Origin of the sequence: Escherichia sp. HH091_1A (genome assembly GCF_030295175.1) — a bacterium.
Taxonomy (GTDB): domain Bacteria; phylum Pseudomonadota; class Gammaproteobacteria; order Enterobacterales; family Enterobacteriaceae; genus Escherichia; species Escherichia coli_F.
This window is the reverse complement of record NZ_AP025747.1, coordinates 1,466,849-1,482,197: the sequence shown is the minus strand read 5'-3', so window position 1 is coordinate 1,482,197 and position 15,349 is coordinate 1,466,849. Positions and strand designations below refer to the sequence as shown.

General features: G+C 46.5%; 14 protein-coding genes and 5 pseudogenes. 6 read left to right on the top strand and 13 right to left on the bottom strand.

The annotated features are described in order from the left end of the window. The first annotated feature begins 12 nt into the window (after nucleotides 1–12). The gene (gene minD, locus QUF14_RS07315; RefSeq protein WP_000101055.1) at nucleotides 13–825 is read left to right on the top strand and encodes a septum site-determining protein MinD; all 813 of its coding nucleotides are present in this window, start codon (nucleotides 13–15) and stop codon (nucleotides 823–825) included. Between the two features lie 3 nt (nucleotides 826–828). Further along, on the top strand, nucleotides 829–1,095 hold the full coding sequence (gene minE, locus QUF14_RS07310; RefSeq protein WP_001185665.1) for a cell division topological specificity factor MinE: 267 nt from the start codon (nucleotides 829–831) through the stop codon (nucleotides 1,093–1,095). 371 nt (nucleotides 1,096–1,466) lie between these two features. Here the strand turns inward: minE and QUF14_RS07305 are convergent. The 7 genes and pseudogenes from QUF14_RS07305 to QUF14_RS28995 form a co-directional block, all read right to left on the bottom strand. Beyond that, a pseudogene (locus tag QUF14_RS07305) lies at nucleotides 1,467–5,894 on the bottom strand (AIDA repeat-containing protein); the annotation flags it as partial. 27 nt (nucleotides 5,895–5,921) lie between these two features. Then, nucleotides 5,922–7,493 carry an IS66-like element ISCro1 family transposase gene (locus QUF14_RS07300; RefSeq protein WP_000381395.1) on the bottom strand — a complete coding sequence of 524 codons (1,572 nt, stop codon included), beginning with the start codon at nucleotides 7,491–7,493 and terminating at the stop codon, nucleotides 5,922–5,924. A gap of 19 nt (nucleotides 7,494–7,512) precedes the next feature. After that, nucleotides 7,513–7,860: an IS66 family insertion sequence element accessory protein TnpB gene (tnpB, locus tag QUF14_RS07295; protein WP_000624622.1), complete on the bottom strand. Its 348-nt coding sequence runs from the start codon at nucleotides 7,858–7,860 to the stop codon at nucleotides 7,513–7,515. Further along, entirely contained in the window at nucleotides 7,860–8,537 is a 678-nt protein-coding gene (gene tnpA, locus QUF14_RS07290) for an IS66-like element accessory protein TnpA (RefSeq protein ID WP_100733974.1), read from the bottom strand. Before tnpA ends, tnpB begins: the two co-directional genes overlap by 1 nt. Before the next feature lie 52 nt (nucleotides 8,538–8,589). After that, nucleotides 8,590–8,850: pseudogene (locus tag QUF14_RS07285) on the bottom strand (hypothetical protein); the annotation flags it as partial. A 67-nt stretch (nucleotides 8,851–8,917) separates the two neighbouring features. Beyond that, a pseudogene (locus QUF14_RS07280) lies at nucleotides 8,918–9,034 on the bottom strand (ATPase); the annotation flags it as partial. 42 nt (nucleotides 9,035–9,076) lie between these two features. Beyond that, nucleotides 9,077–9,139: pseudogene (locus tag QUF14_RS28995) on the bottom strand (hypothetical protein); the annotation flags it as partial. A gap of 142 nt (nucleotides 9,140–9,281) precedes the next feature. Between QUF14_RS28995 and QUF14_RS07275 the strand changes: the two are divergent. The 3 genes and pseudogenes from QUF14_RS07275 to QUF14_RS07265 all read left to right on the top strand — a co-directional run. Then, nucleotides 9,282–9,452, top strand: a pseudogene (locus QUF14_RS07275) (hypothetical protein); the annotation flags it as partial. Nucleotide 9,453: 1 nt separating this feature from the next. Beyond that, a complete protein-coding gene (locus QUF14_RS07270) occupies nucleotides 9,454–9,798 on the top strand; it encodes a YMGG-like glycine zipper-containing protein (protein ID WP_000726978.1) in 345 nt (114 codons plus the stop codon). Between the two features lie 3 nt (nucleotides 9,799–9,801). Continuing rightward, a complete protein-coding gene (locus QUF14_RS07265; RefSeq protein ID WP_000979977.1) occupies nucleotides 9,802–10,137 on the top strand; it encodes a YmgD family protein in 336 nt (111 codons plus the stop codon). Between the two features lie 175 nt (nucleotides 10,138–10,312). On the opposite strand, the gene ymgF is transcribed toward QUF14_RS07265, so the two are convergent. The 6 genes from ymgF to ycgZ all read right to left on the bottom strand — a co-directional run bounded on the left by ymgF (nucleotide 10,313) and on the right by ycgZ (nucleotide 13,734). Then, a complete protein-coding gene (ymgF, locus tag QUF14_RS07260; RefSeq protein ID WP_001065863.1) occupies nucleotides 10,313–10,531 on the bottom strand; it encodes a cell division-associated protein YmgF in 219 nt (72 codons plus the stop codon). Between the two features lie 131 nt (nucleotides 10,532–10,662). After that, the gene (gene pdeG / locus QUF14_RS07255) at nucleotides 10,663–12,186 is read right to left on the bottom strand and encodes a cyclic di-3',5'-guanosine monophosphate phosphodiesterase PdeG (protein WP_024210570.1); all 1,524 of its coding nucleotides are present in this window, start codon (nucleotides 12,184–12,186) and stop codon (nucleotides 10,663–10,665) included. Nucleotides 12,187–12,518: 332 nt separating this feature from the next. Then, complete coding sequence (locus QUF14_RS07250) at nucleotides 12,519–12,767, bottom strand: hypothetical protein (RefSeq protein WP_001065748.1); 249 nt, start codon at nucleotides 12,765–12,767, stop codon at nucleotides 12,519–12,521. Between the two features lie 120 nt (nucleotides 12,768–12,887). Beyond that, a complete protein-coding gene (gene ariR, locus QUF14_RS07245) occupies nucleotides 12,888–13,154 on the bottom strand; it encodes a biofilm/acid-resistance regulator AriR (RefSeq protein ID WP_000888777.1) in 267 nt (88 codons plus the stop codon). A 28-nt stretch (nucleotides 13,155–13,182) separates the two neighbouring features. Then, nucleotides 13,183–13,455, bottom strand: a complete 273-nt coding sequence (locus QUF14_RS07240) for a hypothetical protein (protein WP_000858009.1) — start codon at nucleotides 13,453–13,455, stop codon at nucleotides 13,183–13,185. 42 nt (nucleotides 13,456–13,497) lie between these two features. Continuing rightward, nucleotides 13,498–13,734 carry a regulatory protein YcgZ gene (gene ycgZ / locus QUF14_RS07235; RefSeq protein ID WP_001186982.1) on the bottom strand — a complete coding sequence of 79 codons (237 nt, stop codon included), beginning with the start codon at nucleotides 13,732–13,734 and terminating at the stop codon, nucleotides 13,498–13,500. A 313-nt stretch (nucleotides 13,735–14,047) separates the two neighbouring features. Between ycgZ and QUF14_RS07230 the strand changes: the two genes are divergently transcribed. Then, entirely contained in the window at nucleotides 14,048–15,259 is a 1,212-nt protein-coding gene (locus tag QUF14_RS07230; RefSeq protein WP_000958306.1) for a diguanylate phosphodiesterase, read from the top strand. The last annotated feature ends 90 nt before the right edge of the window (nucleotides 15,260–15,349 follow it).

Sequence of the window (15,349 nt, the reverse complement as noted above, 5' to 3'; positions counted from 1 at the left end):
CAAGGAATTTCTATGGCACGCATTATTGTTGTTACTTCGGGCAAAGGGGGTGTTGGTAAGACAACCTCCAGCGCGGCCATCGCCACTGGTTTGGCCCAGAAGGGAAAGAAAACTGTCGTGATAGATTTTGATATCGGCCTGCGTAATCTCGACCTGATTATGGGTTGTGAACGCCGGGTCGTTTACGATTTCGTCAACGTCATTCAGGGCGATGCAACGCTAAATCAGGCGTTAATTAAAGATAAGCGTACTGAAAATCTCTATATTCTTCCGGCATCGCAAACACGCGATAAAGATGCCCTTACCCGTGAAGGGGTCGCCAAAGTTCTTGATGATCTGAAAGCGATGGACTTTGAATTTATCGTTTGTGACTCCCCGGCAGGGATTGAAACCGGTGCGTTAATGGCACTCTATTTTGCAGACGAAGCCATTATTACCACCAACCCGGAAGTCTCCTCAGTACGCGACTCTGACCGTATTTTAGGCATTCTGGCGTCGAAATCACGCCGCGCAGAAAATGGCGAAGAGCCTATTAAAGAGCATCTGCTGTTAACGCGCTATAACCCAGGCCGCGTGAGCAGAGGTGACATGTTGAGCATGGAAGATGTGCTGGAGATCCTGCGCATCAAACTCGTCGGCGTGATTCCTGAGGATCAATCAGTATTGCGCGCCTCTAACCAGGGTGAACCGGTCATTCTCGACATTAACGCCGATGCGGGTAAAGCCTACGCAGATACCGTAGAACGTCTGTTGGGAGAAGAACGTCCTTTCCGCTTCATTGAAGAAGAGAAGAAAGGCTTCCTCAAACGCTTGTTCGGAGGATAAGTTATGGCATTACTCGATTTCTTTCTCTCGCGGAAGAAAAACACGGCCAACATTGCAAAAGAACGGCTGCAGATTATTGTTGCTGAACGCCGTCGCAGCGATGCTGAACCGCATTATCTACCGCAGTTGCGTAAAGATATTCTTGAGGTCATTTGTAAATACGTACAAATTGATCCTGAGATGGTAACCGTACAGCTTGAGCAAAAAGATGGCGATATTTCTATTCTTGAGCTGAACGTGACTTTACCGGAAGCTGAAGAGCTGAAATAAGCCCGCTGTAAAAGCGCATTTATCTTCAAGGCAGAGTCATCTCTGCCTTGAGTTTTTCATTCCTCTCATCCACGTTTAGTAAGCGCGGCGAGCATTCTTGCTGATGCGACGCATTGCTATTTCTCCCTCCCCCTTTACACCTTAATGCTGTTCCCATATACAGAACAAAATGTTTATGCCTGGTTGAGTAGATAACCTTATTGTTAGCATGGGTATACTGGGCGATGATAACCCCGCAATTTCATTATTCATTGTTCTCCCATAGGATGAGGTTTCCCGCCGTAACTGGCGGGCTTTTTTTGCCTCAGCATTTTCCCTTGTAACACCCTGTAAATGAAAACTGCGCCGAAGCGCAGTTTAATTACTGATTGTCAGAACGACCAGTTCACACCAGCCACCGCGTTCCACGGGGATTCCACACTGGCACCATGGCTATACCCCACCCCGAGATGCCCGCTTAACGAACTGCTGAATGAGGCTTTAATACCTGCCTGGTATATTCCACGTCTGCCCGACAAATCATTGACAAAATTACCGTCATTATTCACTTTCACCCGGTTATCATCGACAAATTCTTTGCGCACAGCCGCCTTCAGCCACGGCTCAACTTCCATGCCGTTCCCCAGACGCATGTTGTAACTCAGCGTTGCGCCCAGTTCACGATATATACTGCGGGAATCGACTGATTTCGATTCCATACCATTGGATAAATGATATTCGGGGTTGTCAGCGGTGAACCCCGTTAACGATACATACGGCGTCAGGTTCCAGTTACCATCGGTAAATCGCATCCCGGTTTCAATGTGACCGCCCAGCCCGTTGCTGCGATAACTGCCGTTGGCGGCTCCACCGCTGCTCATTTTACCGGCTACGTTACTTTCAAAGCGGTTCAGCTTCACGATACCGTCCAGATAGAAACCACTTTCATGTTCCCAGCTGACATAGCCCCCCAGAGAATAACTGCCCACACTGCCATGTCCTCCACGATCAAAACCGATATGTGAATGGGAATAACCCATAAAAGCGCCCAGCGTCGCAATCCCCTCAGGAATACCATTACGGCTATCGATCCCCACCGTCATTCCGGTCAGCGTCTGCTCAAACCCGGCACCCGCATCGGTGGTGACATTATTACGGGTGTTATACGTCGTCCCCCAGACATTATTGTTGTGTGGACTCGCTTTCATTATGTTCAACCGCTCGCGAATACTGTTTAGCTCAGCATCAAAGACCAACGGTAATGTTGCTGCCATATTGAGTACGGCTGCCGTAGAAGGCGTGATGCGTTTCTCCGGGACGGGTGTCGGCGTTGGATCGGGAGTCGGGTCTGGTTTCGGATCCGGTTTTGGGTCTGGTTTTGGATCCGGTTTCGGATTTGGGTTGGGGTCCGGGTTGGGTTTGACATCATTGGTCAGGTTCCAGTTGCTGTTGCCGTCGCTTTTCAGGACATACTCATAGGTCCCAAGATCAACGAAACCGCCGGTATTACCCAGCGTAAACGAAGCATCCCCTCCCCCTGTTTTCACCAGCGTCATCGCGTCGTCAGACTGAGGGCTGACGCCGGTATCCTGAACAAAGATTTTAAAATTGCCAGTGGCGTTGTTGTTGACGACCAGTTGATCGCCCCGGGAGCCTGCAACGTTGGTATGCAGGTAGAAATTACCGCTGCCGGAAAGTTCACTGGTGGTCAGCGTATTGTAGATACCGTTAGTTGTGGCAGGCGCTGCTGTTTGTGCTGATAAATAAACATCACCGTCGTTGAGGAGCAAACTGTTTACTCTATATTCGCAGTTGCTGGTGCCTGCACAGGAATTATTGCTGTTAAGCCAGACACTGCCCCGGCTGGCAGCCGTCAGGTCGGCAAGCGTCGTATCGACGCCATTTCCGATAGTTAATGTCGCGCTATCGGTAATCCGGACCACCCCTTCAAGTTTAACTGGCGTAACATTATCCCGTGGCGCCATTAACGACAGGCTTCCTGTCGCTCCACTGACCGATGCATCCGCCAGCGTACCTGCGTAGACGATTGCCGTCCCGCCAGCGACCTGTAGATCTTCTGCCCGGGCCAGAGCCTGAAACTCATCTTTTGACCGACCAAGGGTATATTGCCCACCGGAATTAACCTTTGTGGCGAAGTCCTGACCCAGGTTTTGCATTGCCCCACCGTTGCCAACCGTGGAATCGCGAGCTTCGGTACCTGCTAATACCAATAAATTACCGCCATTTTCCAGCAGCACATTGGTCGCTAAATTTCCGGCAATGGAAAAGGTGCCGTACTGGTGAGTACCGCTGATTTCAATACCGTTAGCCGTGCTCGTCTGGAGAGCGGCACCGCTGTTCTGGATGATATCTGTCGCTTTGCCATTATCGTTGACTGTCAGCGTACCGCCTTCATTAATCGTTGTTTTTACTGCCTCACCGTTAGCCGAAACTGTTTGTATTCCGCCGTCGTTAATCGTTGTCTCAGTCGCCACACCCTCGACGATTTGTTCACCGCCGGTAAGCATCGTGCCAGTCGCAGTGGCTTTTGTTTTGACGATCTCCCGTCCGCCCGCATTGACCTGTGTTTTGGCGGAAGTGGTGTCTGACTCCACGGTTAACACGCCGCCATTTGCCAGCAGGATATTGTTCGCCGCATCCTGCTCGATGCTGAACGCGACGCCATCAGCGCGTGTCCCTGTGACCCGCGTCGCCCTGGTGGTTGCCACCAACGCGCCCTGGCTACTCTGCTGTATCCCCGTAGCGCTGCCTTTCTCCCGCACATCGAGTGTGCCGCCGTCATTAAGTACCGAGTTTTCAGCCAGACCGCCCTCATTAACTACCTGTGAACCGCCATTAATAATGGAACCTTCCGTTGTCCCGTTTGCCATAATTTGTTGTAGGCCAGAGACGATATCGGTATTGATCGCCTTACCATAATTCTGAACGGTTTGCGTGCCGCCTTTGATGTGCGTTTTATCTGTTGACCCACCATCAACAATTTGTTCACCACTTTCGATATTTGCCTCAGTGGCTAAACCATATACCGTTTGCTTGCCACCTTTGATATTTGCTTTATCAGAAGTGGCACTGGCATATATTGTTTGGGTGCCCGCACTATTGAGTACAGTGCCAACATCTTTTCCATAAACATCCATTTTGCCGTTGGCATTAATAATCGTATCAACTGCCCGGGAACCAGTAACGACTGTTAATGAGCCAGCGTTTTCCAGCACTACATTTTTAGCTTCTGAATTCCTGATGTAGAAAGCATCACCATAACTGTTGGTTCCTTCGATAAGTGTTCCGGAAGTCGTGGAAGCAATCAATGCGCCGCCGGATTGTTGCTCAACATGCTTAGCCTCACCACCGTCCTGAACCTCCAGAACGCCACCATTATTAAGTCTGGTGGTATCTGTTTTAGCCTCCTTCTGGACAATCAGCTTACCGCCAGCATCAACGGTAGTATTTTTCGCCGTGGTTTTAGCCACTACCGTCAGTTCGCCGGTATTTTCCAGCACAACATAATTAGCCTCCCCTCCGGTAATAGTGAAGTGAGAGAGCTTGTTGTATCCTTCAATATCAGTCCCTGCGCCCGTGTTGGCAACTAAAGCACTGCCCGTCTCCTGGTTAACCCCATGTGCGATACCACCGGTATAGACAATCAGCGAGCCTCCGGCGCTAATATTGCTGCCAGTTGCCGTACCATCTTTCTCAACAACCTGCCGGCTCCCGGAGGAGATATTTGTCGTGTCAGCTTTCCCGCCGCTCTTGATATTTTGTGTTCCGCTGTTGATATTGGTTCCCGTGGCAATACCATGATTATTTATATTCTGTGTGCCACCATTAATTATGGTATTTGTCGCGTTTCCGGCCACGTCCATGGTTCCGCCGATATCTATTCGGGTCGCATCAGCTTTAGCATTCGCTAAAACTGACATTGTTCCTTTATCTTTAATAATTGTCTTGTTTGCCGAACCATATACGTCTAAATGGCCACCGTTTTCCAGCAACACATTGTCTGCCACGTTATTGTGAATAGAGAATGCACCTTCACTATTCGTACCGCTCACCGTCGACCTGTCAGTCATTGCTTTTAAAGCCGCGCCATCGTGCTGGGTAACATTCGTTGCCGTACCCTCTCTAACATCAAGCACGCCACCGGAATATATTTCAATAACATTCGAGGTGCTCCTGCTATCAACAATTTGCGTCCCACCAGAATAGATCGTGGTAGTGTGCGCCGTTGACGTGTTTTGCAGCGTCTGCATTCCTCCATTTTTAATGGTGGTTATTTGTGCAGTGCTTGAATCAACATCCTGTCGACCACCATCTATTGTGGTGTCCAGCGCATGGCTCTTAATTGTTCTTTGGTCACCTCCATTTTTAATGATAGTGTTTTCTACAATACTCGAATCTACATACTGTCGGCCCCCATCTATTGTTGTGTTCGTTGCCAGACTTCCTTGTGTGATGTTCTGAGAACCAGATGTATTTATCGTCGTACCGTCAACATGCCCCTGAGCTGTTACTGTTTGTTTACCACCATCAATGACAGTCCCGTTTGCTCTCCCTCCTTCGACGTATGAATTACCATTCTTAATTATCGTGCCATTGCTGGTACCATCCTTATAAATGTACTGATTGCCACTCTCGATTAACGTGCCATTGCTGGTACCACCGTTATAAACTTGCTGATTGCCACTCGCGATTATCGTACCGCTAGAATTCCCACCATTATAAATTACCTGTGTACCCCCATGAAGGATTGTATTATTAGCTTGCCCCTGATAATTGTTATGGTTTGCTACATCTTGGTAAGCGACTCGTCAGAACCGTATTGATATTTACTGAGAGCTCAGATCAACTTTCCAGGGCAACAGATCGCGTACCCGGTTTGCCGGCCAGTCCTGGATATGTTCAATGACGTAACGCAGCCACTTTTCTGGCTCCACATTGTTCAGACGGCATGTGCCGATCAGCGAGTACAACACCGCCGCATGTTCACCACCGCTGTCGGAACCCGCGAACATCCAGTTTTTCCGGCCTACGGCCACTCCCCGTAAGGCGTTCTCTGCGATGTTGTTGTCGATTTCCACCCAGCCATTACTGCAGTACACGTTCAGTGCATCCCACTGTTTCAGCAGGTATGCGAACGCTTTTGCCGTATCTGAGTGACGCGACAGTGTTTTCATCTGTTGCTGTATCCAGTCATACAGTGACTGCATCAGTGGCGCGGCTCTGGCTTTTCTTGCCGCCAGACGCTGTTCTGCTGAACAGCCCCGGACCTCTGCCTCGATGGCATACAGTTCACCGATACGCTGCAGGGCTTCCGTGGTGATGTAGGTGGGCGCTCTTGCATGCACATCGTGGATTTTTCTCCGGGCATGAGCCATACACGCGGCTTCCGTTATTCTGCCGGATTCGTATAACGCCCGGTAACCACCGTAAGCATCGGCCTGAAGCACACCGCTGTAACCGGCCAGGTGATTTTGTGGATGGATACCTTTCCGGTCCGGACTGTACGCGAACCAGACCGCCGGGGGCATCTGTGAACCGGCGTTACGGTCATCACGGACGTAGACCCACAGCCGGGCTGTCCGGGTTTTACCGCTGCCCGGCTCCTGGACCGGGACGGGGATATCATCAGCATGGACTTTACCGGGCATCAGCACATACTGGCGCAGGACGTCATACAGCGGCTCCAGCAGTTCAGCAACAGCACCTGTCCAGCGCCCCAGTGTGGCACGGCTCAGCTCCACTCCCTGACGACGGTATATTTCTGACTGGCGGTATAACGGCAGATGGTCTGCATATTTCCCGGTGACAACATGGGCCAGAAGCCCCGCTCCGGCATAACTGCGTGCAATGGGTTTTGAAGGTACTGGTGCCTGCACGATATGGTCGCACCGGCAACAGGCCTGTTTCGGACGTTGTGTTTCGATAACCTTAAAGGCGCTGCTGATAAGCTCCAGTTGCTCTGACACATCACATCCCAGAGAACTGAGTTCACCACCACAGGCAGGACAGCATTCCTCTTCCGGCCGGATAACCCGGGTTTCACGGGGAAGTGAGGCCGGTAACGGTTTACGGGCTGAAGACTGGCGCAGGGCGGATGGCAGTACCGGGTCATATTGCTCACCCAGCGTTTCCGCCATTTCTTCCTGAAGTGCGCTGATTCGCTCCTGTGCTTCCTGTATCTGCCGTTCGGTTTTTGCACGAAGTTTTTCTGAGCTTTTACCGAACTGCATACGTTGCAGTTTCGCAACCAGCGCCTTCAGCCGGTTGATTTCGGAAGCATAAGCCGCCACCCGCTGTGAGAGCAGGCGGTTGTATTCAGCCATCTGGCGGATGGTGTCCTGTTGCGTCTGCAACAGTGCCCGCAGGCGGGCGTTCTCATGAGCAAGTGAGGTGTCCATATCCTCACTTTACAACGGGTTATATGCGGATTCCAGCGCGTTCCGTTCGTTTCGGGTGCTTCCAGTTGATACCTTCAAGAAGCATGGATAACTGAGCCGGAGTAAGGTGCACCTTGCCGTCACGGGTGACTGGCCAGACGAAGCGGCCCCGCTCCAGGCGTTTGGTGAAGAGGCACAGTCCGTCACTGTCAGCCCACAACACTTTTATCTGGTCACCCCGGCGTCCGCGGAAGATGAACAGGTGTCCGGAGAACGGGTCATCCTTCAGGACGTTCTGAACTTTTGATGCCAGGCCGTTAAAGCCATTTCGCATATCGGTGATACCTGCAACCAGCCAGATACGCGAACCTGCAGGGAGAGATATCATCAGTGGCTGCTCCCTTTTATTTCGCGGATAAGTGTCTGTAATAACGCCGGCGTCAGTTTACCTTTAAGCCTGAGAGTTCCGGCCGGCAGAACCAGCTCACAACACAGACTGTCGGACGGTGTATTTATCTGCTCTGGTTCCTGTGCGGGGGCCGGGATTTTATTATCCGGCTCCGGCGTTAACGTCACGGGAAGCAGTGCCGGCATATTTTTTCCGGAAGGCAGCAGGCCACCTTTCCGGTATTGATGGCGCCAGTTGAAGAGCAGGTTATCGTTGATTCCGTTTTCCCGGGCGATCTGCGCCACACAGGCTCCGGGCTGCAGTGACTTCTCCACTAAGGCGATTTTAAACTCATAAGGGAAGTTGGGCCGCCGGGGACGTTTTTTTACCACGGGGGCTTCGGATATAACGGTGCTTTCAGGACGTACGACTGGTACCGTGGAAAATTGTCCGTAAAGGCAGGCATCAAGTTCCTGCTCCGACATGCCTGCGGGCAAAGGCCACGAAAGGCCAGCTCTCCGAAAGCGCACGAACATACTACAAACTGTTGATTTTGGTACACCCAGGCGACGCCCGGCCACAACCCGGGGTAAATGTTCTTCAAAGTGAAGACGTAAAGCTTCAGTGATCCAGGTCCGGTGTTTCATACGATAGTGTCCATTAAAAATGATGGACATTATTTTTGTAGAGCCGGAGGAAACAGACCAGACGGTTTAAATGAGCCGGTTACACATCTTGTTGTCCACCCATTTCAATAATACTTCCATTAGACACCCCACCAAATACAGTCTGGTGGCCGTGATTAATGATATGAGTATCATTAGTTGTCCCCCGTTCATCTACTATTTGCTCGCCATCCACAGTTTCACCATTTACGATACCAGTAACGATTGATGTGAAAGCAGCCTCTCCAGGCTGGGCATATATCAAGGCAGATATCAATAAGGAAAGTACTGAACGGCGAAAATAATAGCGACTGGTCCTGTTCATAAATTTCATCCTCTGAAAAGTGAATACTGAGTAGCGGGTAAGCGACCTTAGCTCTGCTGCAACATCGGCCCACAGGCACCAGACCAGGGGATTCATCCTTAAGAGACAGCGCAAGTGTATTGTGTTCACCGCTCATCAAAGACATCATGATGAAATGATGATATTCCGCATAAGAAAGAGGCATTTTTAGACGCATCGCGCTGAAGTGTGGTTGAATAAAAATCAATCTTTTCAGATAAGACTGTCGTACTCTTATTTTGCGGAAATAAGGCCGTCGGCAAAGTAAAATGACTCACATAATTGTTTCTGATGAATATCTTCTACTCACATGAATATTACACAATAATATTGATGCATCAGATTATCTTACCTTTACAACATCACGTTAACAGCCAATGACACTTCTTGAATAAAAATATTGTCAATCAAAGAGTTATTTTTTATTTAAGATTATTCTCATTCAAGTAAAAGACATAATTCCTATCATCACAGCCACGCTCATTTTGAATTATCTGAATAATAGCGAGCGTTCTTTAGTTAAGCAGGTCTTAATTGAAGACGAAATTATTGTGTGTGCAACTTACTTAATACCGGACATCTAAGTTGAAGAAAAAAATACTCGCCTTCGGGCTTATCTCAGCATTGCTCTGCTCCGCGCCAGCGATGGCGGATATGAATCGCACCACAAAAGGTGCACTACTTGGTGCAGGCGTTGGTTTACTTACTGGCAATGGCGTTAATGGCGTACTGAAAGGTGCAGCTGTTGGCGCTGGCGTTGGTGCAGTAACAGAAAAAGGCCGCGACGGCAAAAATGCGCGCAAAGGTGCAAAAGTGGGTGCCGCCGTTGGTGCTGTCACTGGCGTTCTGACCGGCAATGGCCTTGAAGGGGCGATTAAAGGTGCCGTAATTGGCGGTACGGGTGGTGCAATTCTGGGTAAAATGAAATAAGGAATGATGATGAAAAAATTTGCTTTACTGGCGGGTCTGTTTGTTTTCGCACCAATGACCTGGGCGCAGGACTACAATATTAAGAACGGTTTGCCGTCAGAAACCTATATTACTTGCGCAGAAGCCAACGAAATGGCAAAAACTGACAGCGCACAGGTTGCAGAAATTGTTGCGGTAATGGGTAATGCCAGCGTTGCCAGCCGTGATTTAAAAATTGAGCAATCTCCGGAACTGAGCGCCAAAGTGGTAGAAAAACTGAACCAGGTTTGCGCTAAAGACCCGCAAATGCTGTTGATCACGGCAATTGATGACACCATGCGTGCTATCGGCAAAAAATAATATTTCGTCTGTTACCGCGTCGATTGATTCGACGCGGTGGTTGTATATAGTTCTACAATGAAACATCACACCCGCCAATACGCCCTCACAACAACAAGCAAAGCAATTTAATCGGCATTAAACCACAAGTACAACAATACTTATTACTATATAGCGGCTATAGCATAAAGAAAGATTAGTGCTGATCCCTGTGGCTAACGAGTTTTTCCCTTACTCGATTAACCAGATTGATCGCCAGCCAAACAAGGGCATTCAGCAAATTTATCGTCACAAGCACTTCTCCAAGCCCAGTACTGGGTTTTGCGATAAGGATGACCAGCAAGGTGATCAGCATAAATGCAATGGAAAAGATGATATAGAGAGTGAAATAATCCAGATTATTACTATTGTTCATGCTACTAATGGCAATCCTGTCAAAACTTTCAAACAATTATAGCAAACAAAATAATGAACAATAGTAACAAGACGCAACGAGCTAATTAGCTGTCTATAATTACACCGCACCATGGTCTTAATGATCAATTTTTACTCAATCATAACCTTCACCTTCGGTTTAGAAAGGATAATTTTAACCAGGTCGATGTAGGTTACCGGTTTATAGAAATAATAACCCTGCTGAAATGTGATGTTGTTTTGATTCAGATAATCAAGCTGTTCTTTTGTTTCGACACCTTCAGCGACGATACTGATCGAAAGTTTACGCGCCAGATCCAGTACACAATCCAGAATCCTGGTTGATTCTGGGTCTGCATTGACACGACCAACAAAACTGTGATCAATTTTAATATAATCAATATGCAGATCATGCAGATAAGAAAGCCCTGAATAGCCAGTACCAAAATCATCCAGTGCGATGACAAAACCATTTTCATGCAGAATGTTCAACCGCTGAACCAGACTTTCATCAACATCTAATGATTCACGCTCGGTCACTTCCAGAACGAGGTTTAAATCGCGGCGGGTAAAACTGTCACGGAAAATTAAGCACTCGTCGACAAACGTCGGCGAAATAATATGCGAGGCACTAAAATTAATTCCGATATGAAAACCTTCCGGCAATTTACTCGCGATAGTGTTCATCTGTGTGACAACCTGATTCATCAGACTTTGTGTAAGCGGAACAATTAATCCAGATTTTTCAGCAAGTGGAATAAATGCCGCGGGTGAGATATATTTGCCGTGAGGTTGTTTCCAGCGGGCTAATACCTCAACTCCCCGCAATGACCCTTCCCGACCATTTACCACAGGTTGGTAAAAAGGGACAATCTCACCATTACTTATGGCCCGTCGCAGGACCTCTTCAGGCGTTGCGCTTTTATTAAAATACTTATCAAGCAGGTAGGCTGCGGCGCAGGCAATTAACAGAATGAATATCAAAACCCCTACGCCATTATCGATAAGTCTGTAGAAGCTAAAGAATGGTGGTGGGTTAAAGATAATAGTGAAATGATATCTTGTGGAGTGAACCTTCTCAGTATAAGGATAGTGTCCATTAAGCGTCATCACGTCACCGGTAGGTCCAATAATGTCATCCGCTACGCGTAATGCATACCTTACCCCTTTCAAGGGCACATTAAGCGCTCCACGAATATGCTGATCACTTATCGTGACCAAAATACGCGTGTCTGCAAATTGGCTCTGATAGAGCAGGATAGGCAATCTATTGACGGTGTCGATTGCCGGAGCCAACAGTAAATTACTGTCAGGGAAAGCAGGAATACGAGACAGCAGGACTCGATTCCCCGGCAAGGATGTACACCAGACCATTCCGCGTTTGAGAATGATGATTGTGCGCAAGTGAGGTTTCAGAGCTGCTTCAGTGCCAAGCTGATATTGCTCCTCGAGGTCGCATTCCTTCCCGGCAATGTTAACCGCCGCTTGAGTCGCCTGTGACGCTTCTTCAAGTATGTGATTGATATTGTTGACAGCATATCTCGCTCCCGCCGTATATGCTGCTTTTGCGGAATACCAAAGCTGGATATTCAAAATAGCGACACCGGTTATAAACAAGCATATCGCAACGAGGATGGGTATGAGTGTATTGCGCATTCGCTTGTCCCGGACTAAGGATTTTAATACATAAAATGATGTTCATTCGCTCGTGCTGGCGTCTAAAGAGAGCATGGTAGAGAGCATAAGAAATATCCACGCCGAAGATAAAATTTTCTCCATCGTCATCTAACCTATTAATTATTGTGCTTAATGTGGGTAAAATTAAGCAAATCTGGCAGGATGTCAGACGTCAAGAATGGAGAACAATAGTTCTCCATTCTTGTTTAAACCCTGATATTCCGGATATATTAAGAAACATAACGACTTAAATTATTACTTTGCAACAGAATATGATACAGCTGATGGTAATTTTAAAACCTTACTCAGTTCTAAGAGAGCTCGGATTCCCTGTCATTAATAATGACATCCGTTAGTGTTGTCTTATGCAATTCAATGTACTGCAAAATTTGCAGGTAGAGATCAGAAAGAATCACACTCGTTTCATCTTTTAAACGCAAGCGTAAAGCCTGATCAATAATATGACTATTAACATACCCATGCGCCATGAACACCTCCCTCTCGAGATTTTTAAATAAAGCACATTGAAAAATAAATCTCTCGGGAATTGAATTATTCATGTCAGCCTCGTAAAAATATCAATCCAATAGAATTATGCTGTGTATAGTCTAAGCGACAGACAAAAATAAGATGAATGAGTTTTCTATAAACTTATGCTAGTTATACTAAACAATAAAAAGTCACATATCATCAGCTGTGTATCGCAACACGATTTCCAGTGTTTTTCTAATCACATCAGCTTTGAGAATATCATTCGTTGTTTCCAGGGAGTGTATCAGACTTAAGATAATATTTTTATTATTAACATTATCCCCTGAAAGCATTAAATTGGTCACCGCCTGCCCTAATACAGCAGACTCTTCTTCTAACAAATTCCCCGAACTGCGAAAGTAACTTGATAACGCCTTATCAGTTATTGCGTTATGAATAGTAGTATCTTCAAGCATGGTAACCTCTCATCTTACTTATGAAATTTTAATGTATTCTGTTTATTTTCTTACCATTGAATATACTTTTATTGTCAGCTATTGCTGCTCTTCTGTTAGGCCCTCCTGTATCACAGTTGCTAAAATCACGAATTATGCTATCAATTAAATCTCGTCGGAAGGCATTTTGTTCAACAGATTTCATTACGAGTAATTGCTTAATAAGAGTCTGCAACGAAAAATTTATCTTCATGCGTAATATCTGGAGCACCGCCTGGCCAGTAATTTCATGTTTTATACTTTCATTATCAGATGTCTTCATAACGACTTCATAGTTAATCTGTCAAATAATCAGGCTGTCACATTATTCAAAAAGCAACCCAATTAGTGAATTGTAGTGTTTCTGTTCCTCTTCCCCTGTCGCTTGCTCCAGTCGACAAAGAAGTTTGGTACAAAGCGACTTTCGACTCAGATTACGTCCATCTTTCAAAATTTCAGTCACAATCTCCCCGAGGGTTTCCTGCTGAGTAGGCAAGTTAGCTTTTGCAAAGTAACGAGTAATTGCCCCCGCAGAATCTGAAATCACTGAATTTTGCTGCATGCTACGCCTCTATTAAAAATGTTAAACGTTGTTAAGTGCAGTAACAATAGCAAACTTGTACGAAATATGTGTACAGAATGATAAATTATTTTTTTGCAATTAGTGCTAACACCTATAAAACAATGAGATACGTAAAAATTATTTGCATCATTTGACTGACAACCTATACAAGATTCCAAACGAACTCATCTTCAAATTTTTCCATTTTTTATCAATGTAAATAAATAGTTATGTTTTAGTATTAAAAGCAAGACACCAGAAGATATGTCTGTTACCGTCATACTCTCGCCTCGCCCATTACCCTGGACTATTAATGCTTACTACCCTTATTTATCGTAGCCATATACGTGACGACGAACCTGTCAAAAAAATCGAAGAAATGGTTTCGATAGCAAATCGCAGAAACATGCGGTCTGACGTAACAGGGATTTTACTGTTTAATGGTTCACATTTTTTTCAACTTCTTGAAGGTCCGGAAGAACAGGTTCAAATGATTTATCGGGCCATATGCCAGGATCCACGGCACTATAATATCGTTGAACTGCTGTGCGATTACGCACCTGCTCGCCGTTTTGGCAAAGCAGGAATGGAATTATTTGATTTGCGCCTCCACGAGCGCAATGACGTTTTACAGGCCGTACTCGACAAAGGCACCTCAAAATTTCAGCTAACTTATGATGACAGAGCGCTGCAATTTTTTCGTACTTTTGTTCTTTCAACTGAAAAATCAACCTATTTCGAGATTCCTGCCGAAGACTCCTGGCGTTTTATCGCTGACGGACCTGATAAAGAACTTGATTCCTGTACCCTTTCACCAAATATAAACGACCACTTTGCCTTTCATCCTATTGTCGATCCTTTATCGCGGCGGATAATCGCTTTTGAAGCAATTGTTAAAGATAGGGAAGACAGCCCATCAGCCAGAGTGGTTGGGCAAAGCAATGACGGGGAAATCTACACAGCGGATCTCAAAAGTAAGGCACTTGCATTCGCGATGGCACACGCACTTGAGCTCGGTGATAAAATGATTTCAATCAATCTATTACCTATGACCCTGGTTAACGAGCCTGACGCGGTCTCTTTTTTACTTGATGAAATAAAGGCCAATGGTTTGGTGCCTGAACAAATTATCGTGGAATTTACTGAAAGTGAGGTCATATCTCGGTTTGATGAATTTGCCGATGCTGTTAAATCACTTAAGGCTACCGGTATGAGTGTAGCAATTGACCATTTTGGCACAGGTTTTGCCGGTTTGTTACTCCTGTCACGCTTCCAGCCTGACAGAATTAAAATCAGTCAGGAATTGATTACCAATGTTCATAAAAGCGGGCCTCGGCAGGCAATTATTCAGGCGATCATAAAATGCTGTACATCACTTGAAATTCAAGTCTCTGCTATGGGTGTGGCAACACCAGAAGAGTGGATGTGGCTTGAATCTGCAGGAATTGAGATGTTTCAGGGAGATCTGTTTGCCAAAGCTAAATTGAATGGTATCCCTTCAGTTGCGTGGCCGGAGAAAAAATAATTTTCAGCACATTATTTCACATGATTTCTGGAAATCATCGTGAAAATGAATACGTTATGTTTTAATTTAATCCACATTAAAAATAATGTT

Excerpts from the sequence above, each read along its gene's own strand:
- QUF14_RS07230 (WP_000958306.1), top strand. The coding sequence starts at position 14,048 with ATGCTTACTACCCTTATTTATCGTAGCCATATACGTGACGACGAACCT.
- QUF14_RS07265 (WP_000979977.1), top strand. The coding sequence starts at position 9,802 with ATGATGATGAAAAAATTTGCTTTACTGGCGGGTCTGTTTGTTTTCGCA.
- ycgZ (WP_001186982.1), bottom strand. The coding sequence starts at position 13,734 with ATGCAGCAAAATTCAGTGATTTCAGATTCTGCGGGGGCAATTACTCGT.
- QUF14_RS07300 (WP_000381395.1), bottom strand. The coding sequence starts at position 7,493 with ATGGACACCTCACTTGCTCATGAGAACGCCCGCCTGCGGGCACTGTTG.
- tnpB (WP_000624622.1), bottom strand. The coding sequence starts at position 7,860 with ATGATATCTCTCCCTGCAGGTTCGCGTATCTGGCTGGTTGCAGGTATC.
- QUF14_RS07250 (WP_001065748.1), bottom strand. The coding sequence starts at position 12,767 with ATGAATAATTCAATTCCCGAGAGATTTATTTTTCAATGTGCTTTATTT.
- tnpA (WP_100733974.1), bottom strand. The coding sequence starts at position 8,537 with ATGTCCATCATTTTTAATGGACACTATCGTATGAAACACCGGACCTGG.
- QUF14_RS07240 (WP_000858009.1), bottom strand. The coding sequence starts at position 13,455 with ATGAAGACATCTGATAATGAAAGTATAAAACATGAAATTACTGGCCAG.
- ymgF (WP_001065863.1), bottom strand. The coding sequence starts at position 10,531 with ATGAACAATAGTAATAATCTGGATTATTTCACTCTCTATATCATCTTT.
- pdeG (WP_024210570.1), bottom strand. The coding sequence starts at position 12,186 with ATGCGCAATACACTCATACCCATCCTCGTTGCGATATGCTTGTTTATA.
- minD (WP_000101055.1), top strand. The coding sequence starts at position 13 with ATGGCACGCATTATTGTTGTTACTTCGGGCAAAGGGGGTGTTGGTAAG.
- ariR (WP_000888777.1), bottom strand. The coding sequence starts at position 13,154 with ATGCTTGAAGATACTACTATTCATAACGCAATAACTGATAAGGCGTTA.
- minE (WP_001185665.1), top strand. The coding sequence starts at position 829 with ATGGCATTACTCGATTTCTTTCTCTCGCGGAAGAAAAACACGGCCAAC.